Source organism: Pseudomonas nitroreducens, from assembly GCF_014204515.1.
GTDB lineage: Bacteria > Pseudomonadota > Gammaproteobacteria > Pseudomonadales > Pseudomonadaceae > Pseudomonas > Pseudomonas nitritireducens_A.
In genome coordinates this window covers 1-17,832 of sequence record NZ_JACHLI010000027.1, presented here as the reverse complement: position 1 = coordinate 17,832, position 17,832 = coordinate 1, and the positions used below count along the sequence as shown (strand labels likewise).

Below are 17,832 nucleotides of genomic sequence, written 5' to 3'. Positions count from 1 at the left end.
CTGTTCAGCAGGGCTACGCCGTACGTAGGATGGGTGGAGCTTGCGATACCCATCAGCCGTCTCGCGATAGCTGCCGATGGGTATCGCTTCGCTCCACGCCATCCTACGGCCGAGCCCCCTTCGAGAACGTGCCGTCAGAGGATATTGGCGTAATCCGCCTCGATGCGGTCGAGGCTGAGGTGGTTGAGGAAGTTGGAGAAGCACATCCACGCCGACAGCGCGTTGAGGTCGCGGAACTGCGGCGGCAGGTACTTGGGCGGCACCACCAGGCCCTCGTCCACCAACTGGCGCAGGGTGCGCATGTCTTCCAGGGTGGCCTTGCCGCAGAACAGCAGCGGGATCTGCTCCAGCTTGCCCTTGCGCACGGCGAGCTGGATGTAGTTGTAGATCAGGATGAAACCCTTGAGGTACGACAGGTCCTTGGTAAACGGCAGGCCGGACGGCGTTGAACCGCGGAACACGCGGCTGGCGTTCTGGTAGCTGCTTTCCGCGCTGTAGTTCTGCTCGCGGTAGAAGTTGAACACCTCGAGGAAGTCGGCGCCCTCTTCGGCCATGTGGATGGCGCGGGTGCGGTTGGTCAGCTTGCGCAGGCGCGTCGGGTAGGAGGCGAAGGCGATCACTTCCATCAGGATCGCCAGGCCTTCCTGGGTCACGGTGGAGGACGGCGGACCCTTGGCGAGGAAGGTGCAGATCGGCTGGTTGAGCCCGTTGAGCGTGGTGCCGACGTGCACCAGGCCCTCGTGGACCTCCAGCGCGCGCACGTCACGCTCGTTGAACATGGCGTCGGCGCGCACCTTGATGTAGTCCGCGCCGGCTGCGGCGTCGGCGACTATGCCGTCGGACTCGAAGACGCGGATGGTGTCTTCCTTGCCATCGAACACCTTGTTCAACCGCTCCTGCAGCATCCTCACCGCGTCGCTGGCGGTGAGGGTCTTGGGCTCGTCCTTGAGGTCGCCGCGGTCGGCGATGTTGTTCAGGTAGTCCGAGAGCATCAGGCCGAGGTCGGCCAGGGTCGGGTCGCCGGCGTGGAAGGCGTCGGAGGCCGAGCCGTAGAGTTCCTGGGAAATCAGCCCGAAATCCTGGGTGCCGCGCGCCTCCAGCATGCGGATGACCATGCGGTATTCCTTGCACATGCGCCGCATGATCTGCCCGACCGGGTTGAACTGCCCCAGGTGGCGGGTGATGTCGCGCTCGATGTTCTGGAATTCCTGCTTCTTCGCACTGCTGTCGAAGGACAGCGGGCGGCCGTCGTAGTAGGCACGGTCGACCTTGGGCGCGTGCTTGCCGCGGCCCTTGAGGAAGTCGTCGCGGATGCCGTCGTCCCACTTGATGGCGTCGAGTACGCGGATCGGCGTCTGCGCCTCGACGATGCGGTCGGACAGGCCGCGGATGATCTGCTGGTATTCGTTGGGCGTGGACTTCCTGCGCCGTGGGGTCATTGCTGTTCTCCCGGGGTCACGCGCGAAAAGCGCAGCGCTTCGACGAACACATCGGAATTGGCCGGATCGTTGAGGTAGGCGATCACCTGCGGCAGCGGGCTGCTGACCAGGGCTGCGGCGCCCTGCTCGGTGTCGACCTTCTCGCCCTTGAGCGTGCCGTCCTTCATGTCCTGCAGGATGTGCTCGACATCCAGGTTATAGATCACCAGTTCGTCCTTGTCGGTGATCTCGAAGCCGGCCAGGGCGAAGTTGCCGCCCATGCTTTTCGGCAGGCCGGCCGACAGGTACCAGCGCTTGCCGTGGTGGGCGACGGTGAAGCCGAAGTCCTCGACGCTGTCGGTGTTGTCCTTGCTGTCGACGTAGCTGAGGGCGCGGTAGAGGTTGGAGCCGGAACGGGTGATCTCGACGAACTGCTCCTCGCCGTACTCGTCGACCCGCGACCACTGGCCCAGCAGATGCGCCGGTGCGGGCTCGTTGGCCGGAATCGGGTCCTTGAACGTCACCAGGCAACCACTGAGCAGGCAGATGCTCAACAGCAGCAGTGCACGCCAGACTTTCATCACGCCCTCCTTAGGTCCGGACGCCTGTGCATGCGATGCGCGGGAGCGTCCGGAGTTCCGATACGAAAACCCCGCCGGCCGGCGGGGTTGGAATGCAGCAACTGGAGCTACAGGCCCATCACCAGGTCGAGGTAGCGGCTAAGGATGGCACGCATTTCGTCGGTCTGCAGGTGGTCGGCCCCGTCCAGCAGGCCCTGATACTCCATCTGCAGGATGATGGCCGTCAACACCCGGGCATCCTGCTCGGGCTGCTTTGAACCGAGCACTTCGAAGAAATGCACCACGCCCAGGGAGAGGATGCGCCGGTGGCGCTGGGCCAGTTCGCTGAGGCTGGGATTGAGCAGCGCTTCCTGGCGGAACGCCTGTTCGGCCAGCAGGTGCTCGCGGCGCTCGGTGAGCTGGACCTGCACGTACTTGATCGCCAGCTCGACGATGTTCGCCGTCAGCTCGTGGCGCGCCTGTGGATCGTCCTTGGCCAGGCCGGCGGCCATGGCCTGCAGGTCGCCCTCGACGCTGCCCCAGAAGGTCGACAGGGCTTCGGCGCTGCGTTCGACGAAGAGCGCGAAGGTGTCGGTGATGAGGTCCTGGATGTCCTTGAAGTAATAGGTGGTGGCCGACAGCGGCACACCGGCCTCGGCGGCCACGGCGCGGTGGCGCACGGCGCGCACGCCGTCACGCACGATGATCCGCAGGGCGGCGTCGAGGATCGCCTGGCGGCGCTGTTCGCTGCCCTGGCGGCTGGCCTTGCGGCCCTGGTATTTGACACTTTCGGCGATGGCGCTGGCGACTTGCGCGGCGCTGTCTCGCGGGGACACTCGGGTCACTGGCATTACCTCCGGCGGCACGGCCTGATGGCGCATTGTTCGGGCTTTTGAGTGGGAAAACAATCGCCGTCTCGCTGCTGCGACATCCGCGCATGACGCGGCCTGCAGCGAAGAGAGGGCGGATCGGAATCAGGCCTGGGTGTGAGACGTGCCACAGCTCGGTCGAGCCACGACGTCGGAGTGCATTTCGTCGGATGGTATACCGCAGGATTCCGGCGGTTTATTCAGGCACTCGCCGTACCCGCCATTCGATATCGCCGCCCCGCCGCCGGGAAGGATCGGCAGCGCCTGCAGGAACGCGCCCGCTCCGGCGCAACCGGGTTTCGTAGGAGCGGACCTTGTCCGCGAAATCTCTCGCGGCGGAATGTTCGCGCGCCGGTAGAGTCCGCCGCGCGCTGCCCGGAACGGGGGTTCATCCTCCACCGCCGCTGTTGTCGGCGGGACTTCGCGGACAGGGTCCGCTCCTACGGGTTGAACCCGCTGCGTTCGCTGCGAAGAGCAGGTCGCGGCAGGAACGAAAAAGGCCGCCCGAGGGCGGCCTGTCTCTGCTGTTCCTGCGCTTACGCCTGCGGGCGCATGTGCGGGAAGAGGATGACGTCGCGGATCGACGGCGAGTTGGTCAGCAGCATCACCAGGCGGTCGATGCCGATGCCTTCGCCGGCGGTGGGCGGCATGCCGTATTCGAGGGCGTTGACGAAGTCGGCGTCGTAGTGCATCGCCTCGTCGTCACCGGCGTCCTTCTCCTTGACCTGCAGCATGAAGCGCTCGGCCTGGTCTTCGGCGTCGTTGAGCTCGGAGTAGGCGTTGGCGATCTCGCGGCCGCCGATGAACAGCTCGAAGCGGTCGGTGACGCTCGGGTCGTTGTCGTTGCGGCGCGCCAGCGGGGACACTTCGAACGGGTACTGGGTGATGAAGTGTGGCTGCTCCAGCTTGTGCTCGACCAGCTCCTCGAAAATCATCACCTGCAGCTTGCCCAGGCCTTCGTGGCCGAGGACCTTGGCGCCGGCCTTCTTGGCGATGGCGCGGGCCTTCTCCAGGTCGGTCAGGTCCGCCGCGGTGAGCTCCGGGTTGTACTTGAGGATGGCGTCGAACACGGACAGGCGGGCGAACGGCTCGCCGAAGAGGAAGACCTTGTCGCCGTAGGGCACGTCGGTGCTGCCGAGCACGGCCTGGGCCAGCTCGCGGAACAGCTCCTCGGTCAGGTCCATGTTGTCTTCGTAGTCGGCGTAGGCCTGGTAGAACTCGAGCATGGTGAACTCGGGGTTGTGCCGGGTCGAGACGCCTTCGTTACGGAAGTTGCGGTTGATCTCGAAGACCTTCTCGAAGCCACCGACCACCAGGCGCTTGAGGTACAGCTCCGGGGCGATACGCAGGAACATGGCCATGTCCAGCGCGTTGTGGTGGGTTTCGAAGGGCTTGGCCGCCGCGCCGCCGGGGATGGTCTGCAGCATCGGGGTTTCCACTTCGAGGAAGCCGCGATCGGACAGGAAACGACGGATGTGGGCGATCACCTGGGAACGCACGCGGAAGGTGTGGCGGGTTTCCTCGTTGACGATCAGGTCGACGTAGCGCTGGCGGTAGCGCTGCTCGGTGTCGGTCAGGCCGTGGTGCTTGTCCGGCAGCGGGCGCAGCGACTTGGTCAGCAGGCGTACGCTGGTCATCTCGACGTACAGGTCGCCCTTGCCGGAACGGGCCAGGGTGCCTTCGGCGCCGATGATGTCGCCCAGGTCCCAGGTCTTGATCTCGGCCAGGGTCTCTTCGGGCAGGGTCTTGCGGTTCACGTAGGCCTGCAGGCGGCCGCTGCTGTCCTGCAGGACGATGAACGAGCCGCGGTTGAGCATGATGCGACCGGCAACCTTGACCGGGATGGCGGCGGCTTCCAGCTCTTCCTTGGTCGCGGTCGCGTACTGTTTCTGCAGGTCCGCGAAGTAGTTCTCGCGGCGGAAGTCGTTGGGGAAGGCGATGGCCTTGGCCTCACGCACGGCGGCAAGCTTTTCCTTGCGCTGGGCGATCAGCTTGTTTTCTTCCTGTTGCAGTTCAGTCTGGTCGAGTTGTTGGTCGCTCATGGTCGTCTATCTGCCTGGCATCTAAATCAAAGGGGTTACTGGCCGGAACGGGCCGCGCTCACTCCGGCGGGTGCGAATCAAAGGCCCTGTTTCAGGCTGGCCTCGAGATACTGGTCGAGGTCGCCGTCGAGAACCTTCTGGCAGTCGCTACGCTCGACGCCGGTCCGCAGGTCCTTGATGCGCGAGTCATCGAGCACGTAGGAGCGAATCTGGTGGCCCCAGCCGATATCCGACTTGGAGTCTTCCAGAGCCTGCGAGGCGGCGTTGCGCTTCATCATCTCCAGCTCGTACAACTTGGCCCGCAGCATTTTCATGGCGGTGTCCTTGTTGGCGTGCTGGGAACGTTCGTTCTGACAGGCCACCACGGTGTTGGTCGGCACGTGGGTGATACGCACCGCCGAATCGGTGGTGTTGACGTGCTGACCACCGGCGCCGGAGGAGCGGTAGGTATCGATGCGCAGGTCGGCCGGGTTGATCTCGATCTCGACCCTGTCGTCGATCTCAGGGGAAACGAACACCGCCGAGAACGAGGTATGGCGACGAGCACCGGAGTCGAACGGGCTCTTGCGCACCAGGCGGTGCACGCCGATCTCGGTGCGCAGCCAGCCGAAGGCGTACTCGCCCTTGATGTGCACGGTGGCGCCCTTGATGCCGGCGACCTCGCCTTCGGACAGCTCGATGATGGTGGCGTCGAAGCCACGCTTGTCGGCCCAGCGCAGGTACATGCGCAGCAGGATGTTGGCCCAGTCCTGGGCCTCGGTGCCGCCGGAACCGGCCTGGATGTCCAGGTAGGCGTTGTTGGGGTCCATTTCGCCGCTGAACATGCGGCGGAATTCCAGCTTCTCGAGGATTTCGCGCAGGCGCTCGACTTCGGCCTCGATGTCGCCGACGGCGCCTTCGTCATTCTCCTCGACCGCCATGTCGAGCAGGTCGCGGGAGTCGGCCAGACCGCCGGAGAGCTCGTCGAGGGTCTCGACGATCTGCGCCAGCATGGCGCGCTCGCGGCCCAGGTTCTGGGCGTATTCGGGCTTGTTCCAGACCGCCGGGTCTTCCAGTTCGCGGTTTACTTCGACCAGACGATCATGTTTCAGATCGTAGTCAAAGATACCCCCGAATCGAATGGGTACGGTCGGAGAGGTCCTTGATGCTGTTGAGGATCGGTTGGATTTCCATGGCGGGCATCTCTCACGGGTAAAGGGCGTAGAAAAGCCGGCAAGTATACGTGAACTGGCGTCGCCCTAAAAAGCTTTACGACAGATCGCCATGCCCCGCCCGGCGTCACTCCCCAGCCGTTTTCCACCCGTTCGCCGACCGTTCAGCCGGCGATGGCCACCTGGTTGCGGCCGCCGTGCTTGGCGTTGTAGAGCGCCTGGTCGGCCAGTTCGATGAGCTGCCGGCAAGCCTGCCCGTTCTGCGGGATCAGCGTCGCCACACCGACGCTCACCGTCAGCGGCGCCCCGGGCGCAGGCAGCTCGTGGCTGATGTTGAGCTCCTGCACCGAGCGCCGCAGCTTCTCCGCCAGCAGGCGCGCACCGCCTGGCGAGGTGTTGGGCAGGACCATGACGAACTCCTCGCCGCCGTAGCGCGCCGGCAGGTCCGACGGGCGGCTGCAGTTGCCGCGGATGGCCGCCGCCACCTGGCGCAGCGCCTCGTCGCCCTGGACGTGGCCGAAGGTGTCGTTGTAGGCCTTGAAGTGGTCCACGTCGATCAGCAGGATCGACAGCTGGGTCTGCTCGCGCACGCCGCGGCGCCACTCCATCTCCAGGTATTCGTCGAAATGCCGGCGGTTGGACAGCCCGGTGAGGCCGTCGGAGTTCATCAGCCGCTGCAGCACCAGGTTGGTCTCCAGCAACTGCTGCTGGCTCTCGCGCAGCGCGCGGTAGGCCTCGTCGCGCTGCAGCAGGGCGAGGTAGGAGCGCGAGTGGTAGCGCACCCGGGCGATCAGCTCGATGGCATCGGGCAGCTTGACCAGGTAGTCGTTGGCGCCGGCGCCGAACGCCGCGCTCTTCACCGCCGGGTCTTCCTTGGTCGACAGGACGATGATCGGCAGGTCGCGGGTGGCCGGGTGGGCACGGTACTCGCGGACCAGCGAGAGGCCGTCGGCGCCGGGCATCACCAGGTCCTGGAGGATCACCGTGGGCTTGATCTGGATCGCCAGGGCGATGGCCTGGTGCGGGTCGGAGCAGAAGTGGAAGTCGATGCTCGGGTCGTCCGCCAGGGCACGGCGCACGGCTTCGCCGATCATCGGCTGGTCATCGACCAGCAGCACCATCACAGCGGAATCGCCTGGGGTCTTCACGGGGTCATTACTCTGCTTCGGGTTCATGGAAACGGGGTTCATCAAAAGGGGCTCCGTAGCCTGCACTCAGGTGCAGACCTCCGCCAGGCGTCGGGCGATGTCGCCCAGCGCGCGAATCTCCACCGCGGCGCCAATCGCCGCCGCAGCCTTGGGCATACCGTACACCGCGCTGCTGGCCTGGTCCTGGGCCAGTGTCAAATAGCCACGCTCGCGCATTCGTTTCAAGCCCTCGGCGCCGTCCCGGCCCATGCCGGTGAGCAGCACCCCGACGGCATCGCCGGACCAGTACTGCACCACGCTGTCGAAGAACACGTCGATGGAGGGCCGGTAGATATGCCCGCAAGGCTCGGCGGTATAGGCCAGCTCGCCGCCCTTGAGCAGGCGGATGTGGTGGTTGGTGCCGGCCAGCAGCACGCAGCCGGGCTGCGGCGACTCGCCGTTGCGGGCCAGGCGCACCGGGATCTTCGACTGGGTCGACAGCCATTCTGCCATGCCGGCGGCGAACACTTCGTCGACGTGCTGGACCACCACGATGGCAGCCGGGAAATCCGCCGGCAGCCGGGCGAACAGGTCGGCCAGCGCCGCCGGGCCGCCGGCCGAGGAGCCGATGGCGACCAGCTGGCGCGCGCCACTGGCCCTGCGCGTAGGCGCCACGCTGGTGGCCGGGCGGGTATCGCGCGGGGCGGTGAGCCAGGCCAGGTTCTGCAGCTTGCGCAGCAGTGGCCGGGCCGCTTCGGCCGGATCGGCGGTGCCCATGGCCGGGGTGTTCACCGCATCGACGGCGCCGTTGCCCATGGCGTCGAACACCCGGCTCATGTTCTGTTCCAGGTCGACGGTGACGACGATGATCGCGCAGGGGCTCTGCGCCATGATCTGCCGCGTCGCCTCGACGCCGTCCATCACCGGCATCAGCAGGTCCATCAGGACCACGTCGGGCTTCTGCGCCGCGCACATCTCCAGCGCCTCGGCGCCATTGGCCGCGACCCAGACGACACGGTGCGCCGGCTCCAGCGCCAGTGCCCGGCGCATGGCCTCCACCGCCAGGGGCATGTCGTTGACTATCCCTATCCTCACCCGTGCGCTCCTCCGATCAGGTCGACCACCGCATCCAGCAGGGCCTCGTCATGGAAGCTGGCCTTGGCCAGATAATAGTCGGCACCGGCATCGAGCCCGCGCCGCCGGTCTTCTTCGCGGTCCTTGTAGGACACCACCATCACCGGCAGCGACTGCAGGCGGGTGTCGCGACGGATCAGGGTGACCAGCTCGATACCGTCCATGCGCGGCATGTCGATGTCGGTGATCACCAGGTCGAAATGTTCCGAGCGCAGGGTGTTCCAGCCGTCCATGCCGTCCACCGCCACGGCGACGTCGTAGCCGCGCCCCAGCAGCAGCTTGCGCTCCAGCTCGCGCACGGTGAGCGAGTCGTCCACCACCAGCACGCGCTTGCGCGACGGGCCGCTGAGGCGACCGGTAGGGTCGATGCGCTCCAGGCGGCCGGTGGCCAGGAGTTTCTCCACCGAGCGCAGCATGTCCTCGACGTCGAGGATCAGCACCGGCGTGCCGTCGTCGAGCAGGGCGCCGGCGGAGACGTCCTGCACCTTGCCCAGGCGCGCATCCAGCGGTACCACCACCAGGGTGCGCTCACCGATGAAACGCTCCACGGCGACGCCGTAGGCGTTGTCGCGCTCGCGGATCACCACCACCGCAATCTCGTCGGGCGCCGCCTCGCCGTCGGGGCGCTGCAGCAGTTGGCTGGCGGACACCAGGCCGACATGCCGGCCTTCGTGCCAGAACTGCTGGCGGCCTTCGAGCTGGACGATCTCGTCCGGCGCCAACCGGCGCATGCGCTCGATGTGCGCCAGCGGGAAGGCATAGGCCTCGCCACCGATGCTGACCACCAGGCTGCGCACCACCGACAGCGTCAGCGGCACTTCCAGGTGGAAGCGCGCGCCCTGCCCGGCCACCTGCTCCATGCGGATGCCGCCGCGCAGCTGGCGCACCATGTGCTGCACGGCGTCCAGGCCGACGCCGCGGCCGGACACCTCGGTGACCTGCTCGCGCATGCTGAAGCCGGGCAGGAACAGGAAGCTCAGCAGCTCCTCCTCGGTGAGTCGGGCGACGGTTTCCTCGGTCGACAACTGTCGGCGCACGATGGCCGTGCGCAGCCGATCCAGGTCGACGCCGCCGCCGTCATCCTGCAGCTCCAGCACCAGCATGCCGGCGTGGTGGCGGGCCAGCAGCTGGATCGTGCCCTCCTCCGGCTTGCCATGGCGGGCGCGCACCTCGGCAGGTTCGATGCCGTGGTCGACAGCGTTGCGCAGCAGGTGGGTGAGCGGCGCTTCGAGCTTTTCCAGCACGTCGCGGTCGACCTGGGTGGTGGCACCGTCGACGTCCAGCCGTACCGATTTGCCCAGCGAGCGGCCGAGGTCGCGAACCATCCGCGCCTGCCCGGCGAGCACGTCGGAGAATGGCCGCATGCGGCAGGACAGCGCGGTGTCGTAGAGCGACTGGGCGCGCTGGCCGGCCTTGAAGCTGAAATCGTCCAGCTCGGCGATCTGCTCGCTGAGCAGTTGCTGGCATTCGCCCACCAGGCGGCGCGCATCGGCCAGGTAGGCCTGCGCCTCGGCGTCGAGATCGGCGCTGCTGGCGGCGTCGCGGGCGCCATCGAGGACCCGGCTGGCGCTGGCCTGGACGCGCTTGAGGCGCTGCAGCGAGTCGAGCAGCGGCTTCAGGCGCTGGGACTCCACCAGCGACTTGCTGGAGTAGTCGAGTAACTGGTTGAGGCGATCGGCGGTGACCCGCAGCACTCGCTCGCCGCCTTCATCGCGGTCGCTGGCGCGGCGCCGCCGCGAAGGTTCCTGCGTCGCTACCGGCTCCTGTACAGCTTGCTGCACGGTTTGTTGCAAAGCAGGAGCAGCCGGCTCGGCGGCGGGAGGTGTAACCGGGGCGCTGGGTGCGGGCGGCGCGGCGCGTGCCGGTGCCTGGCCGGCAACCAGCGCCTGCAGGCTTTCCACCATCGCCGGCACACCCTGCTGCGCCTGGGCCGCGCGCTCGGCATCGGTGGCGGCGATGTGCAGCAGGATATCGGTACCGGCCAGCAGCGCATCGATGTGGCCGGGCGTGAGCAGCAGACGCCCCTCCTGGGCACCGACCAGGCAATCCTCCATCACGTGGGCGACCTGCACCCCGGCATCCAGGCCGACGATCCGCGCCGCGCCCTTGAGCGAATGCGCTGCGCGCATGCAGGCTTCGAGCTGGTCGGCCTGGCCGGGGTTGCGCTCCAGCGTCATCAGGCCCTGCACCAGCACCTGCGTCTGGGCCTCCGCCTCCAGGCGGAACAGCTCCAGCATCGACGCATCCTTCATCTGGTCCGGGGTCATGCCAGGCTCCGGGTGGCGGCGTCGAGCAGGGCGTCCTGGTCGAGCAGGCGGATGCTGCGCTGGCGCCACTGCAGGACGCCGCGGGTGTAGCGGTCGTTGGCCGCGTGGCTGTGGCTCGAGGCGGCGACCACGGCCTGCTCGTCCAGTTCGTGGATGCCGTCCACCTCGTCCACCGGCGAGATGATCGGCCCGCCGGTCGCGGCGAGGATCAGCATGCGCGGCACGATGCGCGCGTCGTCACGGGCGCCCGCGCGGCTGTCGAGGCCGAGCAGTTCACCCAGGGCAATGCACGCCACCAGGGTGCCGCGCACGTTGGCCACGCCCAGCAGCGCCGGCGAGCGCTGGTGCGGCAGCGAATGCACCACGCAGGCCGGCGCCACCTCGGCCAGGGCGCGGGTGGGCAGGCCCAGCCATTCCTCGCCAAGGCGGAAGATCAGGTACGGACGGCCTTCCACGACCGCAGGTGCAGCCGCCCGCTGGGCCAGTTGTTCGTCGCCGGCGCTACTCAGTGCGTAGCGGTCCAGCAGGCTGATGGCCGCCGCCGCATGCACCGGGCAATTGCGGCAGTGGATATGTTCGGCGAGCTTCGGACAGCTGCGATCGCCGCGCACGCCGATGCGATTCCAGCAATCGTCCACCGCCGGCATGCCGTGCTCTTCCGGCAGGGCGCCCAGGGGCACGCCGCGTTCAACCATTGCGCTTTACTCCTCGCGCCGCTCGTTCCTGCAGGCGCCGCGCGCCTGCGACATCGCCCTGGGCGGCCAGCAGAGCGGCCAGGTGCAGCAGGCTTTCCTGATGATCGGGTTGCAGGTACAGGGCCTTGCGGTGGAAGCCCTGGGCTTCGCCACCCTGCCCCTGGGCATCGGCCAGCAGGCCGAGCCAGTAGTAGGCTTCGGCGTCCGGGCCGTTCTCGGCGAGCAGCGCCTCGCAGCGCTGGCGCGCCTGGGCGGCCTGTCCGGCGTTGGCCAGCTGCGCGATTTCAGCCAGCGCAGTGCCGGCTGCCACGGCTACCGGCGGCTCGGGCTTGAGCAGCGGACGCGGGCGCAGCGGCGGCGGTTTGGGCGCCGCCGGCCGGGGCATCGGTGGCGGTGCGGTCCAGTTCAGCGGCGCGGCTCTGGCCGGCGCCGGTTCGACTTCCAGCACCGGGAAAGCAAAGGACTGCGGCACGCCCAGCGGGCGCAGTCCGACACGTGACATCAGGCTGGCCTCGGCCGGGCCGATGAACAGCACGCCGTCGGCCCGTGCCAGGCGGAGCAGTACGTCCACGACCTGCTCCTGGGTCGGCCGGTCGAAATAGATCAGCAGGTTGCGGCAGAACACATAATCGTAGGGCGCTTCGCCCGCCAGTAGCCCCGGCGCCAGCAGGTTGCCGGCGCGAAAGCGGACCTTGCGGCGCACCGCCTCGGCCAGCTGGTAATCGTTGCCGTCGGCGGTGAAGTGGCGATCGCGGAAAGCCAGGCTGGAGCCGCGGAACGAGTTGCGCCCGTAGCGCCCCTCTTCGGCCCGCTCCAGCACCGCGCGGCTGACGTCCAGCGCGTCGACCTGGAAGGCCGAGGGCGCAAGCCCTGCGTCCAGCAGCGCCATGACGATGGAGTAGGGTTCCTCGCCGGTGGAGCACGGCAGGCTGAGCAGGCGCAGCGGACGGCTGCCGGCCAGCTCCAGCACGCGCCGGGTGGCCAGATCGGCCAGCGCGCCGAAGGATTCGGGATAACGGAAGAACCAGGTCTCCGGGACGATCACCGCCTCGATCAGCGCCTGGACTTCCTCGGCCGAGCCCTGCAGGAGCCGCCAGTAATGCTCGGCATTGCCAGCGCTGACCTTGTTGCAGCGCTGGCGCACGGCGCGCTCGATCACCGCGTCGCCGACCGATTCGGCGTCCAGGCCGATGCGTTCCTTGAGCAACTGAGCGAAGCGAGCGTCGATCATGCCGGCGCGCTCCCGCCCGGCAACAGGCGCGCACGGACCTCGTCACTGAGCAACTGGTCGACGCCGATGCGCTGCAGCAGGCCCTCCTCGTCCTCCAGCACGGGGCCCAGGTAACGGGCGCTGCCATTGTCCAGCTCGTAGTCGCAGAAGGCCGCCGGATCACGGCGCAGGGTATGGGTGGCCTGTTCGAGGATCAGTCCGAGCAACTGCTGCGGCGCGGCCGGCCCGCTGCGGTAGCGCACCAGCACCAGCCGCGTGCTGGTGCGGCGCGGGGCGGCGTGGCCGAAGGCGAGTTGGCTGAGATCGAGCACCGGCAGCAGCTCGCCGCGGTGCGGGAACAGCCCGGCGACCCAGGCCGGCGCCTCCGGCACGCGCTTGAGCGCGGGCAGCGGCAGCACCTCGATGACGTCGTGGACGTCCAGCGCGTAGCGGTCCGCCCCCAGGCGGAACTGCAGGTACAGCCTGCCCGCCGCAGCGGCGTCAGACCTTGAAGCGCGAGACGCCATTGCGCAGTCCGTTGGCCACGAGGTTCAGCTCGTCGATGGCGAAGCTGGCCTGGCGCAGGGATTCCACGGTCTGCCCGGTGGCCTCGCCCAGTTGCACCAGCGCCTGGTTGATCTGCTCGGCACCGGTGGCCTGGGCCTGCATGCCCTCGTTGACCATCTGCACGCGCGGCGCCAGGGCCTGCACCTGCTGGATGATCTGCGAAAGCTGCTCGCCGACCTGGCCGACCTCGGAGATACCGCGGCGCACTTCCTCGGAAAACTTGTCCATGCCCATCACGCCAGCGGAGACCGCGGACTGGATCTCGCGCACCATCTGCTCGATGTCGTAGGTGGCCACGGCGGTCTGGTCGGCCAGGCGGCGCACTTCGGTGGCGACCACGGCGAAACCGCGGCCGTACTCGCCGGCCTTCTCCGCCTCGATGGCGGCGTTGAGCGAGAGCAGGTTGGTCTGGTCGGCCACCTTGACGATGGTGGTGACCACCTGGTTGATGTTGCCGGCGCGCTCGTTGAGGATCGCCAGCTTCGCGTTGACCAGCTCGGCGGCGCCCATCACGTGGTGCATGGTCTCTTCCATGCGCGCCAGGCCCAGCTGGCCGGAGCCGGCCAGGGTGGAAGTCTGCTCGGCGGCCGAGGACACCTCGGTCATGGTGCGCACCAGGTCGCGCGAGGTGGCGGCGATTTCCCGCGAGGTGGCGCCGATCTCGGTGGTGGTGGCGGCGGTCTCGGTGGCGGTGGCCTGCTGCTGCTTGGAGGTGGCGGCGATCTCGGTCACCGAGGTGGTCACCTGGATCGCCGAGCGCTGCGCCTGGGAAACCAGGCCCTTGAGCTCCTCGGCCATGCCGTTGAAGCCGGTCTCGATCACCGCGAACTCGTCGTTGCGCTCCATCGCCAGGCGCGTGGTGAAGTCACCGCCGCCCATGACCTGCAGGCCCTTCACCACCTGGCGCACCGGTTCGGTGATGGCGCGCATCAGCAGCAACCCGCAGACGGCCGCGGCGACAATGGCCAGCAACAGGGAGATCAGCATGATCGCCTTGGCGTTGGCGACCTCGTCGACGATGGTCGACGCCGCCGCATCGGCGATTTCCTTGTTCAGCGTGATCAGCTGGGTGAGCGTCTTGCGGCCGTCCTCCCACATCGGTTCCAGGCGTTCCAGCAGCAGCTTGCGCGCCCCTTCGCGGTCGCTGGTGTAGAGCTGCAGCACCTGGGCGAGCAAGGCATCGTATTCGCCGACCTGCTGCTTGAAGTGGTTGAGCATCTCGGTATCGCGCGGGTCGCTGACGGTACGCTCGTACTGGGCCATGCGCTCGATCAGGGTGTCATGGTTGGCGCGGAATTCCTGGCGATGCTTCTCGTCCAGCGCCTGGCCGTTGGACAGGCCGACCAGCACCTGGGTGAGCAGGATGCTGTCGGTCCAGGTCGAGCGCACCTGGGTCAGGGCGTAGGTGCCGGGCATGGCATCCTCGTTCACCCGCTTGGTGCTCGCCTCGACGCGCAACAGGCGGGTGTAGGAAATCACCACCATCAGCAGCATGATCGCGATGACAACGGCAAAGCTGGCCAGGATGCGTTGGCGTAGAGTCCAGTTCTTCACTGCGTTCCCCAGAAGATTGGTGGCGTGCCGACGGATGAGGTATTCGGGCGCAAGGCGCTTCGAAAGTAAATTCCTACTAAATCATCAGCAAGATAGGACATATAGTATCCGCAGACACCGGATGCTTATCTCTTTATTCCGAATTTTTAGCACGCCGGTCCCGCCCATTCTGTCCACCCCCTGACCGGCCTTCCGCTCTCCTGATGCTCAGCCTCGCCCTGGCCGCCCATTTCGGCCTGTTCCTTTCCGCCTTCCTGGCCGCCACGCTGCTGCCGGCGCAGTCCGAAGCCGTGCTGGTCGGCCTGCTGCTGGGCGGCCAGTACCCCTGGTGGTCACTGCTGCTGGCGGCGAGCCTGGGCAATGTTCTCGGTTCGCTGCTGAACTGGCTGCTGGGCCGCGGCCTGGAGCGCTGGCGCGGGCGGCGCTGGTTCCCGGTGAGCGACGCGGCGCTGGAGAGGGCCCAGCGTCACTACCAGCGCCTGGGTTGCTGGTCGCTGCTGCTGAGCTGGGTGCCGGTGATCGGCGACCCGCTGACGCTGATCGCCGGGGTCATGCGCGAACCGCTGTGGCGTTTCCTGCTGCTGGTGACCCTGGCCAAGGTCGGCCGCTACGCCGTGCTGGCCTGCCTGACGCTCGTCTGAAACCCTTGCCGTCCAAGGCGGACAGGAATTTCCTCTGCTAGTCCTGTTTTGCCACTGCCGCGAACTTTTGGCGCCAATAACATCATTGCGCCACTATCGCTGTGGCGATGGTCCGCCGCCCAGGGCGCGGGCTCATACACCGGATGATGAAAGGGAATTCAAGATGTTCAGAAGCATGAGTATTGGTCGCCGCGCGTCCCTGGGCTTCGCCCTCATGGGCCTGCTGCTGGTGTTCCTCGGCGTATTCTCGCTGTACAAGCTCTCCACCCTGCGCGCCGCCTCGGAAGAGATCGACAGCAACTGGCTGCTGAGCATCAACCAGATGAACCAGTTGTCGGGCGACATCGCGCGCATCCGCCTGGAATCCATGCGCCTGCTGGTCAACCACGACGCTGCCGCGCGCCAGCGCAGCCTGGGGCTGATCGCCGAGGCGCGACAGGACAAGGACAAGGTGCTGGCCGACTACCGCCGGCTGATTTCGAGCGCCGAGGAACAGCAGCGCACCGATGAGCTGAAGCAGGCGCTGGACGGCTACCTCGGCTTCGTCGACCAACTGCTGGAGAAGATTGCACAGAACGACGATACAGGTGCGCTGCAAATCCTCAACGGCAACATTGCCCAGCAGGGCATGGAGCTGAACAAGCGCCTCACCGCCCTGATCGACCTCAACCGCAACGGCGCCGCCGCGGCCGCCGACCGCGCCGTGGAGCAGTTCCAGAGCGGCCGGCTGGTGGTCGGCGCGATCCTCGTGCTGAGCGTCGGCCTGACCCTGCTGCTGGCCTGGCTGCTCACCCGCAGCATCGTCGTGCCGATCACCCAGGCGCTGCGCGTGGCCCAGACCATCGCCCGCGGCGACCTCAGCCAGCGCTTCAGCGTCGAAGGCCGCGACGAACCGGCGCAACTGCTCAACGCCCTGGCCGACATGCAGAACAGCCTGCGCGAAACCATCCGCGGCATCGGCAACTCGGCCAGCCAGCTGGCCTCGGCTGCCGAAGAAATGCACAGCGTGATGGAAGAAAGCAGCCGCGCGCTGCAGCAGCAGAGCGACCAGATCGAAATGGCCGCCACCGCCGTCAACCAGATGACCAGCGCCGTGGAAGAAGTGGCCAGCAATGCCGCCTCGACCTCCGCCGCCTCCCGCGAGGCCATCGACGCCGCCCAGGCCGGCAGCGAGCGGGTCGACGAGACCTCCAGCGCCATCGGCACCCTGGCCGGCGAAGTCGGCGCGGCCTCGCAGCAGGCAGAAACCCTGGCCAACCAGGCGCAGGACATCGGCAAGGTGCTGGAGGTGATCCGCAGCGTCGCCGAGCAGACCAACCTGCTGGCCCTCAACGCCGCCATCGAAGCCGCCCGCGCCGGCGAGGCCGGGCGCGGCTTCGCGGTGGTCGCCGACGAGGTGCGCTCGCTGGCCCAGCGCACCCAGAGTTCGACCCGCGAGATCGAGGAGCTGGTCTCGGCCATCCAGAACGGCAGCGACCGCACCGTGGCCGCGCTGCTCAGCAGTACCGCCCACGCCGAACGCACGGTCAGCCGCACCGGCGAGGCCGGCGCCTCGCTGCAGGTGATCCTGGAGCGCATGTCGCTGATCAACGAACGCAACCTGGTGATCGCCAGCGCCACCGAGGAACAGGCCCAGGTCGCCCGCGAGGTGGATCGCAACCTGCTGAACATCCGCGACCTGGCGACCCAGACCTCCGCCGGCGCCACCCAGACCAGCGCGGCGAGCCAGGAACTGTCGCGCCTGGCAGTGGACCTCAACGGCATGGTGGCGCGGTTCGTGGTCTGACGGGTTTTGGCCTACTCCTGTTTCGCCTGATATAGGGAGAAACAGGAGCTGGTAGCAGGGAATTTTTCCGGCTAATTCCTATCCAATGGCCATCATGGAACGCCACAGGGTGGATAGATGAAACTGTTGAAATTCTCGGCCGTGCTGGCCGCCGCGGCGCTGCTCAGTGCCTGCGGCGGCAACCAGGCCAAGGTCTGCGGCTCGGACGATGTGAAGAACCAGTTGGTGAAGGTCTTCCTTTCCGGCGCGCTGTCCGCCCAGTCCGACGCGCTGAGCAAGGCCGAGCTGAAGGATGTGGCGATCATCGACAAGGACCCGGACAGCGGCGTGCTGGAATGCGTCGGCACCCTGACCGTGCCGGTGGTCGGCCAGGTCGCCTCGGGCACCCTGAAATACCAGATCGCCCCGGCGGCCAAGTCCGAGCACGATTACCTGCTGCTGCTCGCCGATGGCCCGCTGGCCAATGCCTTCGCCAAGCGCATCGAGGGGATGATCCCGCAGCAGTGAGGGGTTATCCACAGGCGATGAAAAACCGGCCTCGGTGGCCGGTTTTTTATTGGTTGATCCGGTTGCTCATCCCCAGCGTGCAGGACGTTCAGGGCGCCTGGTCTCTGCCCGCGACCTGCTGGCAAGGACCGCGTCTATCCGGAAGGCGCTGGATGTTCCCGTTTACGTAGGAGCAACTGTCTTTTACCCATTCTCCGTTCGCCACTGTTTGCCATCCCTGACCATTGCGTTGAGCCTCACGATCAGCACGCGCATGCAGGCGACCAGGGCAACCTTGGGGCTACGGCCTGCATCGCGCATCCCC

15 protein-coding genes and 1 pseudogene are annotated in these 17,832 nt (G+C 67.2%); 3 read left to right on the top strand and 13 right to left on the bottom strand.

The features are described 5' to 3' along the window. Window positions 1-134 precede the first annotated feature (134 nt). The 12 genes from HNP46_RS26075 to HNP46_RS26020 form a co-directional block, all read right to left on the bottom strand. Window positions 135-1,439 (bottom strand): flavohemoglobin expression-modulating QEGLA motif protein, encoded by a 1,305-nt coding sequence (locus tag HNP46_RS26075; RefSeq protein WP_184594799.1) that lies wholly within the window; start codon window positions 1,437-1,439, stop codon window positions 135-137. Continuing rightward, the gene (locus HNP46_RS26070) at window positions 1,436-1,999 is read right to left on the bottom strand and encodes a hypothetical protein (RefSeq protein WP_184594797.1); all 564 of its coding nucleotides are present in this window, start codon (window positions 1,997-1,999) and stop codon (window positions 1,436-1,438) included. Before HNP46_RS26070 ends, HNP46_RS26075 begins: the two co-directional genes overlap by 4 nt. A 107-nt stretch (window positions 2,000-2,106) precedes the next feature. Next, window positions 2,107-2,823 carry a TetR/AcrR family transcriptional regulator gene (locus HNP46_RS26065; protein ID WP_184594795.1) on the bottom strand — a complete coding sequence of 239 codons (717 nt, stop codon included), beginning with the start codon at window positions 2,821-2,823 and terminating at the stop codon, window positions 2,107-2,109. Window positions 2,824-3,383: 560 nt separating this feature from the next. Further along, complete coding sequence (gene lysS, locus HNP46_RS26060; protein WP_184594793.1) at window positions 3,384-4,889, bottom strand: lysine--tRNA ligase; 1,506 nt, start codon at window positions 4,887-4,889, stop codon at window positions 3,384-3,386. Window positions 4,890-4,966: 77 nt separating this feature from the next. After that, window positions 4,967-6,062 (bottom strand): peptide chain release factor 2 gene (gene prfB / locus HNP46_RS26055; RefSeq protein ID WP_184594791.1). Its coding sequence is split into 2 segments (ribosomal slippage): window positions 4,967-5,989 and window positions 5,991-6,062, totalling 1,095 coding nucleotides; the frame shifts between segments, so codons are not numbered across the junction. 142 nt (window positions 6,063-6,204) lie between these two features. Further along, a complete protein-coding gene (locus HNP46_RS26050) occupies window positions 6,205-7,215 on the bottom strand; it encodes a response regulator (protein ID WP_184594952.1) in 1,011 nt (336 codons plus the stop codon). Window positions 7,216-7,254: 39 nt separating this feature from the next. Further along, window positions 7,255-8,262 carry a chemotaxis response regulator protein-glutamate methylesterase gene (locus tag HNP46_RS26045; protein ID WP_184594789.1) on the bottom strand — a complete coding sequence of 336 codons (1,008 nt, stop codon included), beginning with the start codon at window positions 8,260-8,262 and terminating at the stop codon, window positions 7,255-7,257. Then, window positions 8,259-10,568 (bottom strand): hybrid sensor histidine kinase/response regulator, encoded by a 2,310-nt coding sequence (locus HNP46_RS26040; protein ID WP_184594787.1) that lies wholly within the window; start codon window positions 10,566-10,568, stop codon window positions 8,259-8,261. Before HNP46_RS26040 ends, HNP46_RS26045 begins: the two co-directional genes overlap by 4 nt. Then, the gene (locus HNP46_RS26035) at window positions 10,565-11,263 is read right to left on the bottom strand and encodes a chemotaxis protein CheW (protein WP_260403269.1); all 699 of its coding nucleotides are present in this window, start codon (window positions 11,261-11,263) and stop codon (window positions 10,565-10,567) included. The genes HNP46_RS26040 and HNP46_RS26035 overlap by 4 nt, the downstream gene beginning before the upstream one ends. Next, window positions 11,256-12,491, bottom strand: a complete 1,236-nt coding sequence (locus tag HNP46_RS26030; RefSeq protein WP_311771842.1) for a CheR family methyltransferase — start codon at window positions 12,489-12,491, stop codon at window positions 11,256-11,258. The genes HNP46_RS26035 and HNP46_RS26030 overlap by 8 nt, the downstream gene beginning before the upstream one ends. Then, window positions 12,491-13,000 (bottom strand): chemotaxis protein CheW, encoded by a 510-nt coding sequence (locus HNP46_RS26025; RefSeq protein WP_184594783.1) that lies wholly within the window; start codon window positions 12,998-13,000, stop codon window positions 12,491-12,493. Before HNP46_RS26025 ends, HNP46_RS26030 begins: the two co-directional genes overlap by 1 nt. Continuing rightward, window positions 12,975-14,594 carry a methyl-accepting chemotaxis protein gene (locus HNP46_RS26020; RefSeq protein WP_184594781.1) on the bottom strand — a complete coding sequence of 540 codons (1,620 nt, stop codon included), beginning with the start codon at window positions 14,592-14,594 and terminating at the stop codon, window positions 12,975-12,977. The genes HNP46_RS26025 and HNP46_RS26020 overlap by 26 nt, the downstream gene beginning before the upstream one ends. A gap of 203 nt (window positions 14,595-14,797) precedes the next feature. Here HNP46_RS26020 and HNP46_RS26015 point away from each other — a divergent pair, with 203 nt between their 5' ends. From HNP46_RS26015 to HNP46_RS26005, 3 genes are all read left to right on the top strand, one after another. Beyond that, entirely contained in the window at window positions 14,798-15,235 is a 438-nt protein-coding gene (locus HNP46_RS26015) for a YqaA family protein (protein WP_184594779.1), read from the top strand. 175 nt (window positions 15,236-15,410) lie between these two features. Beyond that, window positions 15,411-17,021, top strand: coding sequence for a methyl-accepting chemotaxis protein (locus tag HNP46_RS26010; protein ID WP_260403268.1), 1,611 nt, complete (start codon window positions 15,411-15,413; stop codon window positions 17,019-17,021). Window positions 17,022-17,138: 117 nt separating this feature from the next. Next, complete coding sequence (locus HNP46_RS26005) at window positions 17,139-17,528, top strand: hypothetical protein (RefSeq protein ID WP_184594775.1); 390 nt, start codon at window positions 17,139-17,141, stop codon at window positions 17,526-17,528. A 183-nt stretch (window positions 17,529-17,711) separates the two neighbouring features. On the opposite strand, the pseudogene HNP46_RS35940 reads toward HNP46_RS26005, so the two are convergent. Continuing rightward, window positions 17,712-17,832 (bottom strand): annotated as a pseudogene (locus tag HNP46_RS35940) (IS110 family transposase); the annotation flags it as partial.

What these genes read in the sequence shown, in the direction of transcription:
- HNP46_RS26040 (WP_184594787.1), bottom strand. Translation starts at nt 10,568, where the DNA reads ATGACCCCGGACCAGATGAAGGATGCGTCGATGCTGGAGCTGTTCCGC.
- HNP46_RS26015 (WP_184594779.1), top strand. Translation starts at nt 14,798, where the DNA reads ATGCTCAGCCTCGCCCTGGCCGCCCATTTCGGCCTGTTCCTTTCCGCC.
- lysS (WP_184594793.1), bottom strand. Translation starts at nt 4,889, where the DNA reads ATGAGCGACCAACAACTCGACCAGACTGAACTGCAACAGGAAGAAAAC.
- HNP46_RS26075 (WP_184594799.1), bottom strand. Translation starts at nt 1,439, where the DNA reads ATGACCCCACGGCGCAGGAAGTCCACGCCCAACGAATACCAGCAGATC.
- HNP46_RS26025 (WP_184594783.1), bottom strand. Translation starts at nt 13,000, where the DNA reads ATGGCGTCTCGCGCTTCAAGGTCTGACGCCGCTGCGGCGGGCAGGCTG.
- HNP46_RS26070 (WP_184594797.1), bottom strand. Translation starts at nt 1,999, where the DNA reads ATGAAAGTCTGGCGTGCACTGCTGCTGTTGAGCATCTGCCTGCTCAGT.
- HNP46_RS26010 (WP_260403268.1), top strand. Translation starts at nt 15,411, where the DNA reads ATGAGTATTGGTCGCCGCGCGTCCCTGGGCTTCGCCCTCATGGGCCTG.
- HNP46_RS26050 (WP_184594952.1), bottom strand. Translation starts at nt 7,215, where the DNA reads ATGAACCCGAAGCAGAGTAATGACCCCGTGAAGACCCCAGGCGATTCC.
- HNP46_RS26035 (WP_260403269.1), bottom strand. Translation starts at nt 11,263, where the DNA reads ATGGTTGAACGCGGCGTGCCCCTGGGCGCCCTGCCGGAAGAGCACGGC.
- HNP46_RS26005 (WP_184594775.1), top strand. Translation starts at nt 17,139, where the DNA reads ATGAAACTGTTGAAATTCTCGGCCGTGCTGGCCGCCGCGGCGCTGCTC.